Here is a 20,313-nt window from a genome sequence, read left to right as displayed (position 1 = left end):
GCGTCAGGCGGTGGGGATGTGTGGTGGCGCTGCTGATGTTCGCCGCCGTGTGCTGTGCCGCGCCGGTCGGGAACGCGATCAGCGCCTACGTTGCGCTGCAGACAGGCGCGCAGGAGGACGGCGGAATCGCCGAGGGCGGCAGTGCGGCGGACATCCCGGCCCGGATGCTGATGGCGTACAAGAAGGCCGTGCACCTGGTCGGCACGCATGTGACGAAGTGCCGCGGCATGCGCTGGCCGGTCCTGGCCGGAATCGCCAAAGTCGAGTCCAACCACGCGACCGGCCGTGGCATCACCGCCAGCGGCGACATCCGCCCCCGAATTTACGGGGTGCTCCTCAACGGTTCCGGGGCGGGCGGCAACACCAGCGTCTTCCCGGACACCGACGGCGGCCGGTGGGACGGCACCGCGAGCGGGGAGCGTGCGGTCGGGCCGTTCCAATTCCTGCCCTCCACCTGGGAAGGCGTGGGTGAGGACGCGAACGGTGACAGGGTCGCCGATCCGCACAACGCCGACGACGCGGCGCTCGGTGCCGCAATCTACCTGTGCGGCAACGGACGCGACCTGACCCAGCGGGCCCAGCTCAAGGCCGCGATCTTCCAGTACAACCACTCCGGCGAGTACGTGGCGAACGTGCTCGGGTGGATCGACCAGTACACGGCAGCCACCATCGGCCCGGATCTGCGGGATGTCTCGGGCACGGTCCGCACCGTCCTCGAGACGGCGCTCTCTCAGCGGGGTGTGCCGTACTCGTGGGGCGGCGGCAACGCGCAGGGCCCGTCGTACGGGATCTGCTGCTCGCCCAGCGGGAAGAGCGGCGCGAACATCAAGGGCTTCGACTGCTCGGGGCTGACGACCTACGCCTACGCCCAGGTGGGCATCCGGCTGCCGCGGACCGCGGCCGCGCAGGCCGGCACCGGCCGGCGCATACCCGCGTCCCTTGGCACCAGCGCGCTCAAGCCCGGCGATCTCGTCTTCTACGCGTACGCCCCCGGCCGCGATTCGACGATCTATCACGTCGGGATCTATCTGAGCGGCGGGCAGATGGTGAACGCCGCCCGTCCCGGCACGGTGGTCCGCCTCGACGCGGTCGACGCCATGTCCGGCTACGCGGGGGGTGCACGGCTGCTGTGACCACTCCCCCGCGCCCGCCGCGTCTGCTGGTGCTGAGCACCGTCGTCCTCGCCGTCTGCGGCGTCGCCCTGCTGGCCGTGCCGAATGGTCAGGAGCAGCCGGCCCCTGGCTCGTCACCGGCCCTCGCGACCCGGGTGCCGTCGTCGGCGGCCGCCGTGCCTTCGCTCATCGCGCCGACCGTCGCGGCGGCGCCGTCCAAGCCGAGCGGTGCCCCGCCATCGTCGGTTGTTCCGTCGGCTCTGCCGCCGCATGGCGAGGGCGCCGTCGGCGACCGGGCCATCCAGCAGTCGCTTCAATCGGCGTGGCCCGCAGACCTTCCCGCCCCCGACGAACGCGAGTTGCTCGCCACCGGTCGTGCACTGCTACGCGCAGACGCCACCGGCGTTGGCCGCGAGAAGTGGCCAGAGCTCTTCCCCCACTCCCCTGCCGTGGCCCCGGCATTCGCCACCGCCCGTTTCCGTATCCAGGCCGCCATCGCCCGCCGAGGCAACAGCCCGAACCGGGCGGTGGTCCACCTGGTGTGGGCCGGCATCGACCGCGGCGGCACCTTCACCGACCTCCGTGTCACCGACTGGTACTTCACCCGCACCACGCAGAAGGGAACACCGGCATGGACTCCGCAGCCCCGTACCTGACCCACCGGGCCGATCAGGCCGCCGCCGGGCAGCCACTCGGCCTGCTCACCAGCATGATGGACACCGCTGGCTGGCTCTATGCCCACTGGTATCTGCTCGCCGGGGTGATCGCCGTGTGCTGGGGTGCGGGTGAGTGGGCGGTCCGTGTGATCGCGGCGCACGCCTCGGCCGAGCGGATGGCGCTGGAGCTTGTGCCCAACCGGCACTTCGACCCGGGCTTTGAGGTGATCTTCCGGCGCGGTGTCCAGCTCGCCCGCGCGTCCACGGCGATGCCCTGGTGGGCGCCGCGCCGGGCGAAGAGCGTGCAGATCCGGCTGCGTGCGGACGGCAGTGCACCGTTGCGCTACCGCGTCGAGGGGCCGGCCGGCGGTGAGCGGCTGCTGTCCATCACCCCGTTCGGGCCGGACATCACCGTCAACCGGGCCCGGCCGATCGTGGATAAGCCCCGCGAGCACACTGTGCGCGCCGAGTTCATCCTGCGCGGCAAGCTCACTGCCCCGCTGCGCGACGTGCCACTCGACCCCGATCCGTTGCAGCCGCTCGTGGATGCCGTGTCCGACCTGCGGGCCGAGCTCGGCGACCTCGCCGAGATACGCCTGGACATCCAGCGCGCCCCGAAGTGGGCCTTACGGGCGCGCCGCCTGCAGCTGATGAGTGCCGCGCGCCGGTCCGAACGCCGGGAGGCGCAGCGGGCCGCGCGGTGGCTGCGGCAGGACGCCGGCGGCATCGAGGACTCCTTGAGCTGGCAGCTGCAGCACCTCCTCAGTGACCGACCCGGCTCCGGCTCCGGTGCCGGGCGGCGGCTGGTGATGCCGCCGGTGCCCCGCCGGGTGGAGCCGGCCGAGGCGCTGGGCAAGCTCGCCGAGGACGACCACCTGGTGCGCGTGCAGTTGCTCGTGATGTGTGCCTCCAACGTCGAAGGCCGTGCCCACGCCCGCCTCGCTCAACTCCAGGCCGCTTTCGATGTGTTCGGCGGCCGCTCGAGGTGGGCGATGCGCGGCTGGCGGCTCGGGCCGTGGCGTGTCGGCGCCGACCACTGGCCCACCCGCCGCGCTTTCGAGCGCCGCTGGACCCTGGGGCACTGCCAGCCGCCCCGCGCGAACTGGGTGCGGCTGGAAGAGCTCACGGGGTTGCTCAAGCCGCCGACTGTGAACTGTCGTCTGCCGGTGCTGGCCGGCGAGTTGCCGACCTTTATCTTCGGCGATCCCGAGTTGCTGCTGCAGGGCATCTACCGTGGTCCGGGTGGCAAGCCACGGCTGGTGGCCACGTACGCCGAGGAAACGCTGTTCGAGGTCGGGACGGGCAAGGCGGGCGGCGGTAAGACCGAACGGGCGCTGGCGCAGGCGATCGGCTGGGCGCACGCGGGCGGCGGGCTGGTCTTCGTCGACCCGCACCGCGATTCCTGGCCACGGGCCACCCCGTTCCTGGCACACGACCATGTGATGTCGCGGATCGCCCTCGTCGACCTCAACGGCCTCGGCGCCAACCCGCGGGTCAGTTCCTGGAATCCGCTCGGCATGCACCACGGCCCGGCAGCCCATGAGGTCGTCGAAGCGATCGCCGACGCCTACGGGGCCGCATTGGCCTGGGACGACGCGACGGCTCCGCGCGCGCTCACCATCCTCACCGCCGCGCTCACCGTCCTGGTCGCGGTGAACGAGAAGGCCTGCCAGGCCGGCCGGCCCGAGGACCAGGCGACGATCTTCCATGTCCGGGCCCTGCTCACCGACGCCGGGTTCCGCGCGGCCGCGCTCGCCGCGGTCGCCGACCAGCTGGACAGGGAAGCCCGGGCGTGGTGGAAGGCGGTGTTCCCGACGCTGCCGCCGGACGCGTTCGCTGTGGTCCTCAACCCGATCGCCCGCCTGGCCGCCAACCCCGTCACCCGCGCCTTCCTCGGCCAACCCATCGGCGCCTACAACATCCGCACGGCGATGGACTCGAGGATGATCGTGTGGGTGTGCCCGGGCGGCAACGGACCCACCGACCGCCTACTGACCGCACTGCTCGCCCGAGACCTGCTGCGCGCTGCACGCTCCCGGCGCGACACACCCCCCGAGCAGCGGGTGCCGTTCCGCCCCTACTTCGACGAACTGATCACCCTGACCGGAGCCGCGCCGGAGACCATCGCCGCGATGTTCGAGGACCTGCGCAAGTACCGCTGCCACGTCCACGGCATGACCCAGCTGCTGTCCCGCCTGCCCACCCCGGTCCGGCTGTCCCTATTGCAGAACGCCTCCACCCTGGCCACCACCGCCGGATCGAAATCCGCCATCGCCCCGGTCACCGCCGAGTGGGGCGACAACCCCAGCCCGGACCGGGTCGCCACCATGGACCGCTTCGAGCACTACATCTCCCTGACCGTGCGCGGCCACCGTGTCGGGCCCGTCCAACTGCGCGGCCCCCACCTCGACACCGTCTTCGCCGCCCAGGCCCGCCCCAACCGGGTTCCCGAACTGGAGCGGGCCGCCCAGGCCAAGGCCGGGGCGCTCCCGCTGGACCAGCTCACCGCACGCGCCGCACAGCAACTGGAGAAAGTCGCCGCCTTCCTCACCGCGCACACTCCTGCCGGCACCGCCGCCCACCAGTCGAACGAGGAGCACGGATGGAACTAACCACTGGGAGCCGCTGTCGACGCCCCCGAAGAGCGCGGCCCTACCGCCGACGTGTGGGTATCGCTGGTCGGCGGCGACTCCCGCCCGTTGACGCAGTTGTGACGCGGCGCGTGGGACTCAAGGGGTGAATGTCGCAGCCTTGCAACTACCCCAGAAACCCCTTGTAGTTTGCGCACGCGAACCATAAATTGTCTGCCACGCGGCGAGACTGAGAGGGCTAACTCCTTACGTATAGCCGGACTTAGGAGTTCCTGATGGCGCAAGCAACGGAACCGATTCGCAACGACGAAGCATGTGGCGTGGACGAGTGGCCGCCCCTGACGCGGACCGTCTCCTGCGTCGGGAGCGCCTGCGTCATCCAGGGCACCGGCGACTTCGACCCGCAAGACCTCGCTGCGGTCCGCCACCGCTTCCCCGACCGGTACGTGACCCTGGACGGCGACGTGATCACCGTATGGCCGCCCACCGGGCCCGCCCGATGACCGGCCGGCCCCCGCAACCTGTCGCACAAACGCCTGCGCATCGTCCATCCGACCCGAAAGGACACAGAGCCATGAGGAGACGGGACACCACAGAGCACAGAACGCGCCTGTCGACCGTGGGAATCACGGTGGGGATGATGCTGGCAATGGCCGGCTGCACGGACTCAGGCAGCAGCACGCTGCCGGACCGTGCGGCAGCGGCCACCCCGCAGGAGGGCGATGCCGCACCGCCCAACCCGCAGGAACGGACGCCGGATCCGCAGGCGGAGCTTGCCGGACGCAACGGGCTGGTCCTGACAATCACGGTGGCCGAGCGGGACCGGGCGGCCGGATACCTCACCGTCCGCGGCAACCTGACAAACACCCGATCCGAGACGACCGCGGTCCCGGCCGCACTGCGCGGCAACGAGACGGACGTTCTCAGGACCGGGCCGTCGCTGGCCGGTGCGACGGTCGTCGATTTCTCAGCCCGCAAGCGCTACTACGTCCTGCGCGACACTGACGACCGCCCGCTCACCACGACCGGCCTGTCCACCCTCGAGCCCGGGGAGAGCGTGCGCGTCTTCATGCAGTTCCCCGCGCCACCGCCGAGCACCGCCACAGTCGGCTTCCACCTGCCCCTGTTCGACACCGCGAACATCACGATCTCCGGGTGAGGTGACGGTCTTCATGCAATCGATCCGTTTCGTCCTCACCGCATTGCTCGCCGCCGGAGCCGCCGCGGCAATCGCCCTGAGCGCGGCGACCGGCGCCACGCCCTCCACGGACACGACACCCCCTCCCGGCACCCTGAGGTCCGCCGATGCCGCAAGGGCCGACCGCGGCACGAACGATTCCGGCCTCGCGCTGCGCACAGGGGCCACCCTCGCTCCGCCCAAGATCCTCGATATCGGATCCGATCGGGCCGACATCACTCAGCTGATCGCGGACCAGGACGGTGCCGAGCGCCGGCAGGCCCCGGAGAAGGAGAAGCAGTGACGTTCGCCCAAGCGCTGCGTCCCGGTACTGCGGGTATCGGGAATCGTGCGCGGCCCAAACAGACGAATCCACACCCCCGTCGATCGCCTTCTGGTCCCACATGTGCCCAGAGACGACCCGAGGGATTTGAGTCAACTCACCGAGCCCGCGGCCTAGTTGGCTGGCATATGCGTTACCTTGCGGTCACATACAAGCATCACAGCAGCTGGAAGCGGCCGTGCGCCCAGAACGCCCATGAGCGGCGGGCGCAGACAGCGGTCATGTCGCACGCGTCGTACGGGGAGACAACGTGACACGAGCACACCGACACCCATCCCGGCCTTCCGCCGTTCGCATCCGAAAGCACGCCGCTCTGATGGCCGTGACCGGCCTGGCCCTGCTGACCGCGTGCAGCGACTCCGACGGGGACTCCGACAGCACCGCATCAGCATCTCCATCAGGAGTCACGAGCGCGCCGGCCACTGCTACACCTACGCCTTCCATCAGCACAGACCCTCAGGCGGTAGAAAAGTCGGCCGTCCTGGACGCCTATGCGGCCTTTTGGGCGGAGCAGGTCAAGGCGTACTCCAAGGGGGATACGAAGGGGACCGACTTCGCCCAGTACGCCGCCGCCGAAGCCCAGTCGAGCACTGAGGCTGACCTCAAGGATCTGCGGTCCAAGGGCATCGTGACGACGGGTGCCCCTACGCACGAGGCCGAAGTCGACCATCTCTCATCGGCGAAGCAGGTCCCCTCGGCTCAGCTGACGGACTGCCTGAACAGCACCGACTGGAAGTTCATCTACAGCAAGACCCGCAAGCCAGTGCAGATGCCGGAGAAGAGGCTCGTTCGCTACGTCACGAAAGTAGACGCTGAGAAGTGGGGGAAGCGGTGGAAGATCGTCAACGTCACGCCGAAGCAAGACGCCTGCTGAGGCGCACTACCCTCGCACTCGCCTCCGTCACCGCCCTGTCGCTGCTGTGGCCCTCACAGGCATTAGCCGGGCCGCCCGAGGGCGGTGAGTGCAGTGGAGCTGGCAAGTGGGTGGTGTGCGAGGCCGACAACGACGCTTCAGCTCCGGGATCGGGCTCTCAACCAGCCGGCGCCGACAGCGGGAAAGACAGTGCGGAGCCTGTGTGCACGGTCAGGAAGCTCGACCCACAGCCGCCCAAGGGCAGCATGTACTGGAAGGGCGAGTCTCCCGGAGACGGCAAGGCCGTGTACGAGCGGGCCTGCGCTACCGGAGAGGGTGGCACCCCTGTCTACACCTACTTCGTCGCTGACGGTGCTGCAGACGTCCCAGCGGTCGACCCCGTTGTTGTGGCTCATCAGGCCGTCAGCAAGATGCAGCTCACCGGTCCGGATATCGCGAATCCCCGCGGCGTCGGCAAGTACGTCGTGGGCATTCCCATGTGGATGTGGGTGAACAAGAGCCCCACTACGTTCGGGCCGAACACCACCAGTGCCACCGCAGGCGGGGTGACCGTCACGGCAACCGCCAAGGTAACCAAGATCGTCTGGGGTATGGGCGACGGAGCGACCGTCTCCTGCAATGGTGCTGGCACCGCGTATGCGGCGTCGTACGGGAAGCAGGAGTCGCCGACCTGCGGCCACACCTACACGCGCAGCTCCGTCTCCAAAGCCGGCGGCAAGTACAGCGTCACGGCCACGTCCACGTGGACGGTGGACTGGCAGGTTAACGGTGGCGGGGAAGCTGGCCAGTTCACCGAGGTCAGACAGTCCCAGGCACAGGTAGCGATCGGTGAGCTGCAGGTCGTCAGGTGAAGCCCGCCGGAAGGATGAAGTGGTGAGCACTACACATGACCGTCCCGCGCCCTCGACCGGCGTGCCCCCGCAGGGGCAGGTTGCCAGCCCGGTGCGGCCGCCACGTGTCTCGGCGCGCCGACGCCGCCCGGGCATGATCGCTTTGTCGCTGGCGCTGATTGCCGCGGGCGGGGCAGGGGTGGCGGTCCTGCTGCTGCAGGTTGCCCAGCGCACCGATGTGGTGACGGTGGTCCGCGATGTCCAGGTTGGCCAGGTGCTCACCGAGCAGGATCTGGGCCGGGCGTCCGTCGCACTGGACCCGGCGGTGAAGGCGGTCGAGGCCGACGAGCTGGAGACGGTGGTGGGCAAGCGGGCCGCGGTCGAGCTCAAGCCGGGCTCGCTGCTGGCCCCGTCGCAGGTGACGAAGGATTCGCTGGTCAAGGCGGGCGAGCAGTTGGTGCCGATCGGTCTGAAGCCGGAGCAGGTGCCGGCTACCGCGCTGGTGCCGGGCCAGAAGGTCCGCCTGGTTCATGTCCCCGCCCAGGGCGCGGCGGCGTCGGAGTCGGAGTCGGAGAGCGACACGTCACCGAAGACGCTCGCGGGCCGGGTGGTGAAGGCCTCCGAGGCCGCTCCCGGGAGCGGTGTGGTGGTGGTTGATGTCGCCACCGCTGCCGCGGACGGTCCGAGGGTCGCGGCGTGGGTGGCGGCCGGCACCTTGCGCCTGGTGCTCGATGCTCCGGGTGGCAGCTGATGAGTGTGATCGCCTTAGCCGGCTGCAGCGGCGCGCCGGGGGTGACGACCAGTGCGCTGGCCCTGTTGCTGAACTGGCCGCTCGGGCAGGGCCGGAAGATGATTCTGGCTGAGTGTGACCCGGACGGCGGGGCGGTGCTGCACGGCCTGTTGCAGGGCACGCTCGGCGACCGCTACGGGCTGCGCAATCTCAGCGTTGCCGTCCGCAAGGGCGAGTTCGGCGAAGCGTTCTGGCGCCAGCTGATCGACCTGAGCAGCGAGGACGGCACCGCGGAGTCGCCGCGGGATCGGATGCTGCTGCCCGGCATCACCGATCCGGCGCAAGCGGCAAGCCTGACGCCGGTATGGAAGGCCCTGGCGGTCATGTTCCGCGGTATCGACGCCGAGCACGGACACGACGTGCTGATCGACCTCGGCCGCAGCGGAGCCTTCGGCCCCTCCGGTGTGCTGGCCGAACAAGCCGACACGACGCTGGTGGTGGTGCGGAATACGCTGCGCTGCCTGCAGGCCGCGCAGGCTCGGGTGAGCGCACTTGAGGAGCGGGTCGGCGGCGTCGGCCTGATCCTGATCGATGACGGCCCCTACCCGGCTGGTGAGGTGCAGCGGGTGCTACAGGCGCCGGTGGTGGCGACCCTGCCCTACGCCCCGCAGGACGCGAAGGTGCTGTCCGACGGCGCCGAGCAGCCGCGCCGCTTCGCCAAATCCGGCCTGATGAAAGCGGCCCGCACCGGCGCCACCCTGCTGGTGCAGCGGGCCGCCGTGCAACGGGCCCGCATCGCCCCCGGCACGGGCGCAGGCACCGGGGCGGCCAGTGGGGAGGTGTCCCATGCGCGGTAGGCCGCTGCACGACAACCCGACAGTGACCCCGCCGCCCGGCCGCGCGCCAGGGTGGCCGCGCCAGACGAACGGCGTCCCCCTCGGGTCCGCGGCAAGCGGGGAACACCTGGGGGCTGCCGTTCCTCAGACCAGAGTCGACTACCGGGTGGCACGGCATATCGCCGGCCAGGTGGCCCGCCAGCGTGAGGAGTTGCTGAAGAAAAACCCGGAGGCGGACCGGGCCACCGAGGAACAGCAGTGCCTGAACTGGATCAATGAGGCCGTTGCGCTGTGGGCGGATGCCCAGGGCCTCGAGCGCGGCCTCAGCACGACTGCCCAGGAGGACGACGCGCTGCGGCGTGCCGTCTACGACCTGCTCTACCGGGCCGGGCGGCTGCAGCCGTACCTGGATGACGAGCGGGTCGAGGACATCATCATCCAGGGCCCGGATGAGGTGTGGCTGGACTACGGCGACGGCGAGCGCCGCAGGGTCGGCCCGATCGCGGACTCTGAAGAAGAACTTCTGGATCTGCTGCGGGAGTTGGCGCGGGAGTCGGGGCACAGCGAGCGCACCATCTCCACCGCGCACCCGACGCTCGCGCTGTCGCTGCAGGACGGCTCCCGGCTTCAGGCCATCACCGGGCTCGGGCCGATGACGTATGCGGTCATCCGCCGGCACCGGGTCTCCCACGCCGACCTGGACGAACTGGTCCGCCTGGGGACCATCGATCCGATCCTGCGCGAGTTTTTGGGCGCGTGCGTGCGGGCGGAGAAGAACATCATGATCGCCGGCAAGCAGAAAGCGGGGAAGACCACTTTGTTGCGGGCGATGTTGCGCGAGTTCGACCCCGAGACCCGCTTTGCCACCATCCAGACCGAGGACGAACTGTTCGCCCACACCAACGGCTACCACCGCCAGGTCGTCTCCCTCATCGGACGCGAGTCCAACGGCGAGAAGGACGCCACCGGCCGCGGCGCGGGCGAGGTGACGCTACTGGACCTGCTGCATCCGGCGTTGCGGATGTCGCTGGAGCGGATCGTGGTCGGTGAGGTCCGCGGCCCGGAGATCGTCGCGATGATGCAGGCGCTGACCAATGGTGCGGGCGGCAACCTGTGCACGATCCACGCGCGTCGCCCCGACGTCATCGTCGACCGGATCGCCGAACTGTATGCGCTCGCCCAGGGCAACCTGTCCGAACAACTCGCCTACCGGCAGACCGCGAACGGGCTGGACTTCATCGTGTTCGTCGACATGACGGACGAGACCCGGATCGGCGGCCGCCGTCACCGCTATGTCTCCCACGTCCTGGAGCTGACCGGGATCGGGGAGTCCGGCCGCCCGGCCATGAACGAAATCTTCTCCCCCGGCATCGAGTTCGGCGAACTGCGGGCAGTGCCGCGGATGGACCCCGGCTGCGTCGATGACCTGCGCCGGGTTGGCTTCGACTCCACCCTCCTGCAGCACCCCTACGGTGCCTGGACTGCGCCGCTGGCGTTGAAGGTGGGGGCCAGCCGATGACCCTGATGCTCGCATTGCTGTCGGGGATGGCCGTGGTCGGCGGGCTGATTGGCACCGTCGCCGGGATCGTCGGCACCACCGCGCCCCGCCGGGCCCCGCTGGGGCAGCGCTGGCAGGCGCTGCGCGCGGGCCAGGAGCAGGGTGAGGAGGTGCGGCTGCGCCGGCGGACCCTTGCCGTCTGCGCGCTTGTGGTCTTCGGCGCGGTGTGGCTGGTCTCCGGGAACTTTGTGGCCGGCCTGCTGCTGGGCGCGGCCGTGGTGGGGGTGCCGGGGCTGATCACGCCGTCCAAGATCGCGGCCGAGCGCATCGGCCAGCTGGAAGCGTTGAGTGAGTGGACCCAACGCCTGGCCGGGCTGCTCAGGCTGGGCATGGGCCTGGAACAGGCGATGATCACCAGCCGGAAGGGGGCCCCGGACGCCCTCGCTCCGCAGATCGCGAGTCTGTCGGAGCGGCTGCGCCGCGGCTGGCGGCCCGAGGAAGCCTTGCGTGCCTTCGCCGCCGAACTCGACGACGTCACCGCCGACAAGGTCACCGCGGCGCTGATCCTGTCCGTGAACGACCGTGGCCCGGGCCTGGCCCAGGCCTTGGAGGATCTGGCGGGCACGGTCCGCGAGGAGGTCGGCCGCAAACGCTCCATCGAGGCGGACCGGGCCAAGCCCCGCACCACCGTGCGGTGGATGACCATCATCACCCTGGGCGTGATCGTCGCCGGGTTCTTCGTGCCCTCCTACACCCGCCCGTACTCCACCCTGCTGGGCCAGCTGGTACTCGGCTTCCTGACCGCCGGGTTCGTCGCGGTGCTGGCGATGATGCGGCAACTTGGCACCTTCCGCCGCATCCCCCGCTTCCTGATCACCGACCCCCGCAGCACCGTCCGCCTGCCCGCCCCCAGCGTGGAGACGTCAGCAGCGGTGGTCGGGCTCGAGCCGGAAGGAGCCCGGTCGTGAACCTGTTTCCCGTCGTCATCACCGGCGGCCTGGTGGGTGGGGGCGTGGCCTTGTTCGTGTGGGAACTGCTGCAGCCGCAGCCCGCATTGGCCGCCGCACTGGCCCGCAGCGCACCCGGGACGCTGAGCATGCCGCAGGAGGAGGTGCTCGACCGGGACGAAGTCTGGGGGCGCTGGCTGCTGGCCCGCCTGGAGCGGCTGCCCGGCGTGAAGGTGCCGGCCACCAACCTTGCCCTGCTCGGGCAGGGGCCGGGCACCTTCATGCTGAAGAAGACGTCGCTCGCTGGGCTGGGACTGCTGTGCCCGGTACTGGTGACCATCCCCTGGATCATCGCGGGCATCTCGCTGCCGTTCTACGTGCCGGCCGTGGTCGGACTCGCCATCGCGGGGCTGCTGTTCATCACTCCCGACCTCGCGGTGCGCGACCAGGCCAAACGGGCGCGGGAGGAGTTCGCGCACGCCCTGTCCGCCTACCTCGACCTGGTCGCACTCAAGCGGGCCGCTGACGCCGGGCCGACCGAAGCGCTGGAGAAGGCGGCCGCGGTGGGCCACGGCTGGCCCTTCCTGTATCTGCAGGGGGCGCTGCGCCGGGCCCGCCTGGAGAAAATCCCGCCCTACCAGGCGCTCACCGAACTGGCCGACACCTACGACCTACCAGGCCTCGCGGATGTCGCCGACATCATGCGCGGCTCGGCCACCGACGGCGCCGCCGTCTACAAAGCCCTGCGCGCACGAACGGCCGCGCTCAACACCGAGCTGCTCACCGCGCAGGCCGCCGAGGCGAACGCCGCCAGCGAGAAGATGACCGCCCCCGGCGCCTTGCTCGCTGTGCTGGTCATGCTGCTGATGGCGTTCCCCGCAGTGATCCGCATGCTCACCGTCTGAACAACCCGTCCAACGCAACTCACTCAACTTGGTGGAGGAGCACTCCGATGAAGCACCTGGCAGTCCGTAGTTACCGTGCCGTCCGCTTGCTGACCGAGCGCCTGGAGGAAGGTCTGGCCGAGCTGAGCCGGCGCCCTGACCGGGGTGACATCAGCATCACCACCGTCATCATCTGGGTGGCTGCCGTCACCGGCGCCCTGCTCATCGCCGGCACCATCGCCGTCGTGATCAACAAGTACAACACCAGCCTCAACGGCATCTGATGCTGAACGGCGACCGGCTCAGAGCCTGGTGGCGCGGGCAGCGATGGCGCGACGACCGCGGGGACGCTTCCCTCCAGATGGCGATCGTCTACCCGTTCATCCTGCTGGCCACGATCGCCGTCATCCAGGCGTCCATGTGGTACTACGCCCGCTCCATCGCCCTGACCGCCGCCCGCGAGGGCCTCACCGCAGCCCGCGCGTACGAGGCCTCGCCCGCCGACGGCACCGCCAAGGCCCGCGAGGTCCTGGGTAGGGCGGCGGGTGACAGCCTGCTCGGCTACACCGTCTCCACTGCCGGCAGCACCGGGCAACGCGTGCGCATCGAGGTCTCAGGCACGGCGCAGTCGATGATCCCGGGCATAGCAGGACTGCAGGTCAGGCAGTCAGCGTCCGGGGCCGTGGAACGGTGGACGGTGCCGGGTCAATGAACGCGTCGCGACGCAGGGCTTGTTGGGTGCAGCGGGGCGGGGCGGATGACGGCAGCGTGGCGATCGAGGCAGCCATCATCGTCCCGCTGCTGGTCATGTTCCTGTGCCTGGCGATCGCGGGCGGCCGGATCGTCACCTCCGGGGCGAAGATCGACGCTGCGGCCGAGGACGCCGCTCGGGAGGCGTCCATCCACCGCACGGTGGCCGCCGCCCAACAGGCCGCGTACGCCGCGGCCGCCGAAACCCTCACCGACCAGGGCATCGCGTGCGCCTCCACCAGTGTGGCCGTAGACGCCGGCGGACTGGCCGTGCCCATCGGTCAGGTCGGAACCGTCACCGTGACGGTGACCTGCACCGTCACCCTCTCCGACCTGCTGCTGCCGGTCCCGGGAACCCGCACCCTCACCTCCACTGCCACATCGGTAGTGGATCAGTACCGGCAGAGAGCTCTTGGGTTCGCGAATTCTGACGTGCCATGGCGTACGAACCGAAGTGCAGGTGTTGAGCAGTGACGGCGCGGGAGCGCTTGGGTTCACGGGCGGTGCGTGGAGCGTGCTCGGGCTCTTGCCTGGCAGGTTGCTCGTGCGGCGAGCCAGACGGTCTCGAACTCTTCGGCGGTCAGATCCTGCGGCTCGTGCGCGTCCCACTCGTGGACAGCAACCTCCGCCGTGGCCCCGTATGTCGCTTCGTAGTCTCGAAGGGTTCCGGCCTGCCGGGCGGCTTCCCATTCGGTCGAAGAGGCTGCGGCGACGGGTTTCTCGAGTGGTCCGTGGAGTTCGACCTGGCGGGTGACAAGGCCGTCGGCGTCGGCCTCGAAGTAGAACCAGGTGTCTTCCTCGGCCCAGTAGCTGCGGAACCAGCGCGTCATGACGTCATTGTCCGCGATGACACTGCAGTTGCCTGTTCACAGATCCTGCGTCCAGACCCCGACGGGGTGTTCGTCGGGACTCAGCGACAACCGGGGCTGGCGGTCCAGGCGGTCTTCTCCACCGGGCTGCCAGGGGAAGGCTCCGTCGCGGTTGGGCCAGACGACTTGGAGGAACGGGAACGGCGGCTTGCGGTAGTAGCCGATCGCGGTGCCGAAGAACGCCTTGTACCAGCGGTAGTCGACCTCTTTGAGGACGACTGGGACGTTCGCGATGTCGTGCCGCTCCTGGCCGGCTTCCAGAAACTGCCCCTCACCAGATCGCTGTGCGAGGTCGTTGAGGAGTGTCTGCATCATCGAGATGTCCAGGCCGAACATGGCCAGCTCGGGTATCCGGTGCTGGTGCCACAGGCCGATGGTGTAGGCCCAGCCCGGTCCCAGGCCGTCGGCGGGGATCATCATGACCTGCCAGCCGTGCTGATGGATGGTGTCGACGGTCGACTGGGTGCGGGAGTCCAGTTCGTTGATGTCCTGGCAGACGACGCAGTGACAGACGCTGGGAGCGGTGGGCATAGCCGCAAGGCTACGGGGCGGGCCGGCCGCGAGCTCGGCGGGGGCAAGGCTTGGTCACTGCGCCGGGGTGGCGGCGGCGACGGCCGGGTGGTCGACGACGACGGTGGAGCGACAGCTGCCGAACTGACGACCTTTCCGACACGGGAGGCCCTGATGAGGAGAAGCGTCCAACGGCGAGCCCGGCACGCCGCGTTCGATGACCAGGGCGGGGTGACCGTGTTCGTCGCGGTGTGCGTCATCGCGTTGATCGGCATCATCGGCATCGCCGTCGACGGGGGCAGCAGGATGCGCGCCCTGGAACGCGCCGACTTCCTCGCCGGTGAAGCGGCCCGGGCCGGCGGGCAGGCCATCGACCCCGCCCAGGCCATCCCCGGTGAGGCGGTCGTGGTGGAACCGCAGGACGCGGTGGCCGCAGCCCGCGCCTACCTCGCCTCCGCCGGCGCCACCGGCACCGTCACCGTGTCGGGGGACGGCACCACCCTCACGGTCGACGTCAACGACGCCTACGACACGACCTTCCTCTCCGTCGCCGGGATCGGCTCGCTGCCGGTGTCCGGCCATGGCGAGGCCACTCTCCTGTACGGCGTCAACGCACCCGAAGGAAACACCTGATGGGCACCACCCCCACCGTCACCACAGGCCGCCGCGTGGCCCGTGGGGTCACAGCCGGCTTGAGCCTGCTGGTCCTGGCCGGCGCGGTCGTGGGACTGCCGCTGCTGCTGGCCTGGGCCACCCCGGTGCTGTGGGAGGCCGGACGCGACGACCTCGCGCACCTCCTCGACCGCCAGGACACCGGCTCGGCAGCCCTGCTGCTCATCATCGCGGTGGGCTGGATCGGGTGGGCGCAGTTCACGTACTGCACGGTGCGCGAACTGTCCGCGCAACTACGCGGCCGGACCTGGCACGCCCCACGCGGGCTCGGCTCCTCCCAGCGCGCCGCGGCGCTGCTGATCGGCAGCATCCTGGTACTGCTGCCCACCAGTTCAGCTCTCGCCTCCGACGCGCAGGCCGCCCCGGCCGCATCGGCGGCCCACGTTCCCGCCCAAACCCAGGCGGGGCACAACGCCGGAGCCGACAGAGCGTCCACGGCAACCGGGCGCACGTCGTCCCCGACCTACACGGTGCGCCAGACGCGGCCCGCGGAGAGCCTGTGGAGCATCGCCGAGCAGGAACTGGGCGACGGCGAAAAGTGGCGTCAGATCGCCGCCCTGAATGAGGGCCACACCATGACCGATGGCCAGGTGTTCCGCTCCAACGGGTTCCTGCAGCCCGGCTGGCAGCTGAAAATGCCCGCCTCCTACAGCCCAGCGAGAGACCTCCACACGCAGCTCGACCAGGTCATTCCGGCGGCGGCCGACAAGCGTGCGCAGGTGGAAGTCGTCGAACCGGGCGACTCCCTGTCCACCATCGCCGCGGAGGAACTCGATGACGGCAACCGGTGGCCGGAACTCTTCACCGCGACCAAGGACCAGCCCCAGCCGGACGGCCTCCCGGCCATCACCGACCCCGACGTCATCTACCCAGGCCAGCACGTCACCGTGCCCGGCGCCGGCACCCCGGACGCCCCGCCACCAGCACGCGACCACACCGGAGAGGACGAGCAGGACTCCGAGCAGCCCGCGCCCGCCCCCAACGACGAGCACCAGCCCGGACACGACAACAACCAAGAGGCGCAGCCACCGGCCCCCAGCCCGTCCACCACCGCTGCACCAGAGCCGTCTGACTCCAGCAGCCAGCCGACCGCGCGCCCCGGGCCAGACCACGAGCAGCTCGCTCCTTCTCCAGCCGGCTCGACGGTTCCTGGGCCAAGCAGCAGCGGTGCGCCCTCGACCGCCTCTCCCCCGGCATCACCCGAGGTGTCCGCCTCCGACGCGTCTTCCCCGACCGCGGCACCCACGGCCGAGCCAGCTCCGGCCGGCAGTTCGCTGAACCTGCGCGTCGTGCTGGGCGCCGGCGCACTACTGGCAGCCGCCATCACCGGGGCCCTCGCCCTGCGCAGAACCTTGCAACGCCGCCGCCGCAAGCCCGGCCAGAAGATCGCCATCGCACCGGAAACCTCGACGGCCGAGGCCCAGTTGGCGGCCGCCGCCGAAGTGGGCAGCGCCGAGGTAGGCGGCGCCGTCCGCCTGGACCGGGCCCTGCGCACCCTGGCCCACCAACTGCCCGCCGACCACCCCTCGCCGAGACTGCCGGCGTTGCGGGCCGCGCGAATCGGCACGCACACCATCGACGTCCTGCCCGAGGACCTCGCCCAGGAGCCGGTGGCACCGTTCGTGTCCGGGACATCGGGCTGGTGGACTCTGCCCGACGACGCCGACCTCCTGGACGAGAAAGCCGCCCGCGACGTGCCCGCCCCCTACCCCGGGCTGGTCACCATCGGCAACACGGACACAGGTGACCTGCAGTTGCTCAACCTCGCCGCCCTGCCCGCCCTGCTGCTCGACGGCAGCGCCGTGCACATCACCGAAGTCTGCACCTCCCTCGCCCTTGAGCTGGGGATGAGCCCGTGGGCCAGCGACGTCGAAATCGTCACCATCGGATTCGGCGAAGACCTGCCGCAACTGCTGCCGACCGCGCGGATCGCCCACATGCGCCAAGCCGCGCACGCGCTGCGTGACCTCGGCGAGCGGCTGCTGGAAGCACACCAGATGCCCGACACCCAGGACCAGCCCTACCTGCTGCTGTGCGCGTCGTCGCTCGACGCGGACACGTCGTGGCGGTTCGCCGATGTCATCGACAAGGCGGGACCGGTCCCCGTCACCCTGATCGCCCCGGCATCCTCGACCGCCGCGCACTTCCCCGACGCCGAGATCCTCAACGCCTCACTCCACACCCCGCAGCGCCTTGCCTATGCCGGTACCGACATCACCGTGCAGCGCCTGAAATACGCCGCCTACCAGCAGATCACCACCGCACTCGCAGTGTCCGGGGAGCCAGCCCAGCCCGCCGAAGGCCCCTGGAAGGACGTCCCCACCGAACCCGACCAGCTGCCCCAGCCGACGCCAACCGACGAGCCCCTCGCACCGGCGGCCGCCGCTGCCGAGGCCCCGGACCCGCAGACCGCTGCGGATGCCGGCTTGGCTAGTGGGGTCTTTGCGGCTTTGGTCGCTGCCAGTACCGATCCGTCCGGACTGCGTCCGCTGCCCGGGGCGTCACCTTCAGCCGGCGACGAGTATGCGCCGGACACCCAGGGACCTCCGCCGACGGCTACCGAGCCGGCTTCCGGCGCAGAGGCCGCGGGGAACGACGACCGCAAGGACAGCGCCGAGAACAGTACGGAGCCAGCGGCGGTAGCGGAGGGTGCGGCGCATGATCTGCGCGCGCCGGAGATCCGCGTCCTGGGACCGGTCGAGGTGGACGGCGTCACTGCCTCCGGGCACGGACCGCGCATCAGCCAGCTCGCCGCACTGTTGTACTTCCGGCCGGGCCGCTCCGCCGACGTGCTGTGCACCGACATGGACCCGCTCAACCCGTGGAGTGTGAACACCCTCAATGCGCGGCTGCGAGGCCTACGCGGCGCCCTGGGCAGCGACCCCTCCGGCAATCCCTACATTCCGCGCCGTCACACCGGCGACGACCCCTACCGCCTGGCCCCCGCAGTGCGGTGCGACTGGACGAGGTTCCTCCAGCTCGCCGAACACGCGCTGCCCCAGGGACCCGCCGGCCTGCCAGACCTGGAAAAAGCCCTCAGCCTGGTACGAGGACGCCCCTTCGGCGGCAAACCGCTGCCCTGGGCCGAGCCCTACCAACAAGAAATGATCACCCGCATCATCGACGTCGCCCACACCATCGCCACCCACCGCATGACCGCAGGCCCACACCATGACCTGGACAAGGCCCGCCGAGCTGTGACAACAGGGCTCGAAGTCGACGACACGGCAGAGCTGCTGTACCGAGACGCCCTCCGGATCGAACACGCCGCCGGCAACCGGCACGGACTTCGCACCACCATCACCCGCATCCAACACATCAACCAGACACTGGACTGCTCACTGGAAACGGAGACCGAAGACCTCATCCGTGAACTCCTCAACACCCCCGGGACAACGGCGGCACCCAGCCTGCAGTAGTGCTTCGTTGGTGCCGTTGCACCCGTAGTGCCGTGCGACACCCGATGGGTAGTGTGCGGACATGGGGACAAATCTGGGCGAGGCTGATGGTTGCGAACTGCCCGCTACCGCTGTCTGCTGGCTCACCGACGATCCGTTCCCGGGCCTGATCCTGGTGGAGTTCGCCGACGTCTACGACCGCCCCCACCAGCTGGTCGGCAAAACCGTCTACTTCGGCGGAGAGCTGCAGCCGACCTCGCCCTACCCATGCCCCACCAGCATCCAGTGCACGATCGAAGAGATCACCGACGACGTCGCCACGGTCAGCACCTGGTGGCTGGAGGGCGGCCCCAACAGCACACGCTTCGTCTTCGACGTCTGGCTCGACACCCTCACACCCATCACCGACGACACCTGACCTGCCGCTCCGAGTTCCATCCCGCGGTGGTCCACCAGAACCTGCATTGGCATGTTCCCGGCGCGGGCGAAGCCGCTGCGGCGAACGCGCAGCCTACCCGGCTCACGTGCCGCAGACGGTGGTGCCATACCCAACCGAGTCCCAGAGCCGGACCACACCAGTACGACGAGAATCCGAGCCGACCCCCGCCCCCTCCGGGACCGTGCCTGTCAAGCTCATCGAGCCCGCCCAGAAACTGGCTGGCGCGCGATCACCGAAGCCCACCTGGTCCCCCTGGTCCGCACCGGGGCCCAGTTCGAGAACGGCACCCTGGTCGAGCGACAGGAGCAGGCAACGTGAACACGGCAAAGGACTACGGCAGCTGCCAGATCTACCTGCGAGGCGGCAACTGCGAGTCCGTGACCGCGCTCGTCGCGGCAACCCTCGGAGCATCCGCCGACGATCACTACACGATCCGATCAGGCCGGACTGTCTTCGAGATCCGGCACAACCCGGACGACGGGCTGGCCGCCGACTTCATCGGGTGGCCGTTCACAATCGAGGCGGAAGCCGACGACCCGGACCCCATCCTCGTCGAAGCAGTGTCCCGCGTGCTCAAAGCAGTCTGGAACCGCGGCCTCGACGCCGTTGCCACCTGCGATTTCGAGGACGAGCTCCCGGACCTCGGCGGACTTCCGCGCTATCTCTGAACCACACCTAACCTCGCGCTTTCACGAGTCGGGGTGTCCGAGACTTGATCAAATAAGCGGAGAGTGCTCCTGGCCTGCAACGATGGGACTTGTCTAGGGTCCTGTCGGCTGCACGGAAAGAAGCACTCTCCAGGTGAAGAAGCGTATCGGGTCGTACCCGCGCGTCCGCATCGAGGGCGGCGGCCTGGCGGTGGTCTCGCAGGCCGGGGGTGTGCTGCTGGTCGAGACCGTCCGCAAGGCCGGCTTAGGGGTCCTAACAGAAGTGAGTTGATCATGTGACTGTCGTTGCGATGGCTCGTTGGTGCAGTCGTGGGGAAGCACCAGCCGAAGCCCTGGATTGTCTCGGATGAACTGTGGTCGTTGATCGAGCCGTTGCTGCCCGAACCGGGTCCGAAACTGGTGGCGGGCCGGCCGCGGGTGCCGGGCCGGCAAGGGTTGTGCGGGATCCTGTTCGTGCTGCACACCGGCATCCAATGGGAGTACCTGCCGCAGGAGTTGGGCTTCGGCTCGGGTATGACCTGCTGGCGTC

Annotated in this window: 24 protein-coding genes; 22 read left to right on the top strand and 2 right to left on the bottom strand. The window is 69.7% G+C overall.

Features of this window, described 5'->3' with window-relative positions:
* Positions 1-23 precede the first annotated feature (23 nt).
* From ACZ56U_RS37355 to ACZ56U_RS37280, 16 genes are all read left to right on the top strand, one after another.
* The gene (locus ACZ56U_RS37355) at positions 24-1,133 is read left to right on the top strand and encodes a C40 family peptidase (protein ID WP_469088386.1); all 1,110 of its coding nucleotides are present in this window, start codon (positions 24-26) and stop codon (positions 1,131-1,133) included.
* Positions 1,130-1,768: a hypothetical protein gene (locus ACZ56U_RS37350; RefSeq protein ID WP_469088385.1), complete on the top strand. Its 639-nt coding sequence runs from the start codon at positions 1,130-1,132 to the stop codon at positions 1,766-1,768. The genes ACZ56U_RS37355 and ACZ56U_RS37350 overlap by 4 nt, the downstream gene beginning before the upstream one ends.
* Positions 1,744-4,380 carry an ATP/GTP-binding protein gene (locus ACZ56U_RS37345; RefSeq protein ID WP_469088384.1) on the top strand — a complete coding sequence of 879 codons (2,637 nt, stop codon included), beginning with the start codon at positions 1,744-1,746 and terminating at the stop codon, positions 4,378-4,380. The genes ACZ56U_RS37350 and ACZ56U_RS37345 overlap by 25 nt, the downstream gene beginning before the upstream one ends.
* A 254-nt stretch (positions 4,381-4,634) precedes the next feature.
* Entirely contained in the window at positions 4,635-4,862 is a 228-nt protein-coding gene (locus tag ACZ56U_RS37340; protein WP_469088383.1) for a hypothetical protein, read from the top strand.
* A gap of 146 nt (positions 4,863-5,008) precedes the next feature.
* The gene (locus tag ACZ56U_RS37335) at positions 5,009-5,518 is read left to right on the top strand and encodes a hypothetical protein (protein WP_469088382.1); all 510 of its coding nucleotides are present in this window, start codon (positions 5,009-5,011) and stop codon (positions 5,516-5,518) included.
* Position 5,519: 1 nt separating this feature from the next.
* Positions 5,520-5,840, top strand: coding sequence for a hypothetical protein (locus ACZ56U_RS37330; RefSeq protein ID WP_469088381.1), 321 nt, complete (start codon positions 5,520-5,522; stop codon positions 5,838-5,840).
* Positions 5,841-6,195: 355 nt separating this feature from the next.
* Positions 6,196-6,753 carry a hypothetical protein gene (locus tag ACZ56U_RS37325; protein ID WP_469088380.1) on the top strand — a complete coding sequence of 186 codons (558 nt, stop codon included), beginning with the start codon at positions 6,196-6,198 and terminating at the stop codon, positions 6,751-6,753.
* A gap of 245 nt (positions 6,754-6,998) precedes the next feature.
* Positions 6,999-7,604, top strand: coding sequence for an ATP/GTP-binding protein (locus ACZ56U_RS37320; RefSeq protein WP_469088379.1), 606 nt, complete (start codon positions 6,999-7,001; stop codon positions 7,602-7,604).
* Positions 7,605-7,737: 133 nt separating this feature from the next.
* Positions 7,738-8,334 carry an SAF domain-containing protein gene (locus tag ACZ56U_RS37315; RefSeq protein ID WP_469088378.1) on the top strand — a complete coding sequence of 199 codons (597 nt, stop codon included), beginning with the start codon at positions 7,738-7,740 and terminating at the stop codon, positions 8,332-8,334.
* Complete coding sequence (locus tag ACZ56U_RS37310; protein WP_469088377.1) at positions 8,334-9,170, top strand: hypothetical protein; 837 nt, start codon at positions 8,334-8,336, stop codon at positions 9,168-9,170. Before ACZ56U_RS37315 ends, ACZ56U_RS37310 begins: the two co-directional genes overlap by 1 nt.
* The gene (locus tag ACZ56U_RS37305; protein WP_469088376.1) at positions 9,160-10,668 is read left to right on the top strand and encodes a CpaF family protein; all 1,509 of its coding nucleotides are present in this window, start codon (positions 9,160-9,162) and stop codon (positions 10,666-10,668) included. The genes ACZ56U_RS37310 and ACZ56U_RS37305 overlap by 11 nt, the downstream gene beginning before the upstream one ends.
* Positions 10,665-11,615, top strand: a complete 951-nt coding sequence (locus tag ACZ56U_RS37300; protein ID WP_469088375.1) for a type II secretion system F family protein — start codon at positions 10,665-10,667, stop codon at positions 11,613-11,615. Before ACZ56U_RS37305 ends, ACZ56U_RS37300 begins: the two co-directional genes overlap by 4 nt.
* On the top strand, positions 11,612-12,499 hold the full coding sequence (locus tag ACZ56U_RS37295; RefSeq protein WP_469088374.1) for a type II secretion system F family protein: 888 nt from the start codon (positions 11,612-11,614) through the stop codon (positions 12,497-12,499). The genes ACZ56U_RS37300 and ACZ56U_RS37295 overlap by 4 nt, the downstream gene beginning before the upstream one ends.
* A gap of 47 nt (positions 12,500-12,546) precedes the next feature.
* Entirely contained in the window at positions 12,547-12,762 is a 216-nt protein-coding gene (locus tag ACZ56U_RS37290; protein ID WP_469088373.1) for a hypothetical protein, read from the top strand.
* Positions 12,762-13,190 carry a TadE/TadG family type IV pilus assembly protein gene (locus ACZ56U_RS37285; RefSeq protein WP_469088372.1) on the top strand — a complete coding sequence of 143 codons (429 nt, stop codon included), beginning with the start codon at positions 12,762-12,764 and terminating at the stop codon, positions 13,188-13,190. Before ACZ56U_RS37290 ends, ACZ56U_RS37285 begins: the two co-directional genes overlap by 1 nt.
* Positions 13,187-13,702, top strand: coding sequence for a TadE family protein (locus tag ACZ56U_RS37280; protein WP_469088444.1), 516 nt, complete (start codon positions 13,187-13,189; stop codon positions 13,700-13,702). The genes ACZ56U_RS37285 and ACZ56U_RS37280 overlap by 4 nt, the downstream gene beginning before the upstream one ends.
* Positions 13,703-13,722: 20 nt before the next feature.
* Here ACZ56U_RS37280 and ACZ56U_RS37275 read toward each other — a convergent pair whose 3' ends face one another.
* Positions 13,723-14,058: a hypothetical protein gene (locus tag ACZ56U_RS37275; protein WP_469088371.1), complete on the bottom strand. Its 336-nt coding sequence runs from the start codon at positions 14,056-14,058 to the stop codon at positions 13,723-13,725.
* 36 nt (positions 14,059-14,094) lie between these two features.
* A complete protein-coding gene (locus tag ACZ56U_RS37270) occupies positions 14,095-14,628 on the bottom strand; it encodes a DUF4262 domain-containing protein (RefSeq protein ID WP_469088370.1) in 534 nt (177 codons plus the stop codon).
* 153 nt (positions 14,629-14,781) lie between these two features.
* On the opposite strand from ACZ56U_RS37270, the gene ACZ56U_RS37265 reads away from it, so the two are divergent.
* From ACZ56U_RS37265 to ACZ56U_RS37240, 6 genes are all read left to right on the top strand, one after another.
* Positions 14,782-15,240 (top strand): pilus assembly protein TadG-related protein, encoded by a 459-nt coding sequence (locus ACZ56U_RS37265; protein WP_469088369.1) that lies wholly within the window; start codon positions 14,782-14,784, stop codon positions 15,238-15,240.
* A complete protein-coding gene (locus ACZ56U_RS37260) occupies positions 15,240-18,698 on the top strand; it encodes a LysM peptidoglycan-binding domain-containing protein (protein WP_469088368.1) in 3,459 nt (1,152 codons plus the stop codon). The genes ACZ56U_RS37265 and ACZ56U_RS37260 overlap by 1 nt, the downstream gene beginning before the upstream one ends.
* Before the next feature lie 61 nt (positions 18,699-18,759).
* Positions 18,760-19,095, top strand: a complete 336-nt coding sequence (locus ACZ56U_RS37255; RefSeq protein WP_469088367.1) for a hypothetical protein — start codon at positions 18,760-18,762, stop codon at positions 19,093-19,095.
* A 335-nt stretch (positions 19,096-19,430) separates the two neighbouring features.
* The gene (locus ACZ56U_RS37250; protein ID WP_469088366.1) at positions 19,431-19,784 is read left to right on the top strand and encodes a hypothetical protein; all 354 of its coding nucleotides are present in this window, start codon (positions 19,431-19,433) and stop codon (positions 19,782-19,784) included.
* A 133-nt stretch (positions 19,785-19,917) separates the two neighbouring features.
* Positions 19,918-20,055: a hypothetical protein gene (locus ACZ56U_RS37245; protein WP_469088447.1), complete on the top strand. Its 138-nt coding sequence runs from the start codon at positions 19,918-19,920 to the stop codon at positions 20,053-20,055.
* A 65-nt stretch (positions 20,056-20,120) separates the two neighbouring features.
* Positions 20,121-20,313: transposase (locus ACZ56U_RS37240; RefSeq protein ID WP_469088443.1), on the top strand; the 193-nt coding region annotated here is incomplete at its 3' end.

This window comes from Streptomyces sp. NPDC034103 (assembly GCF_055575395.1).
Note: the sequence above shows the minus strand (reverse complement) of the source record. Positions and strands in the feature narration are given on the sequence as shown.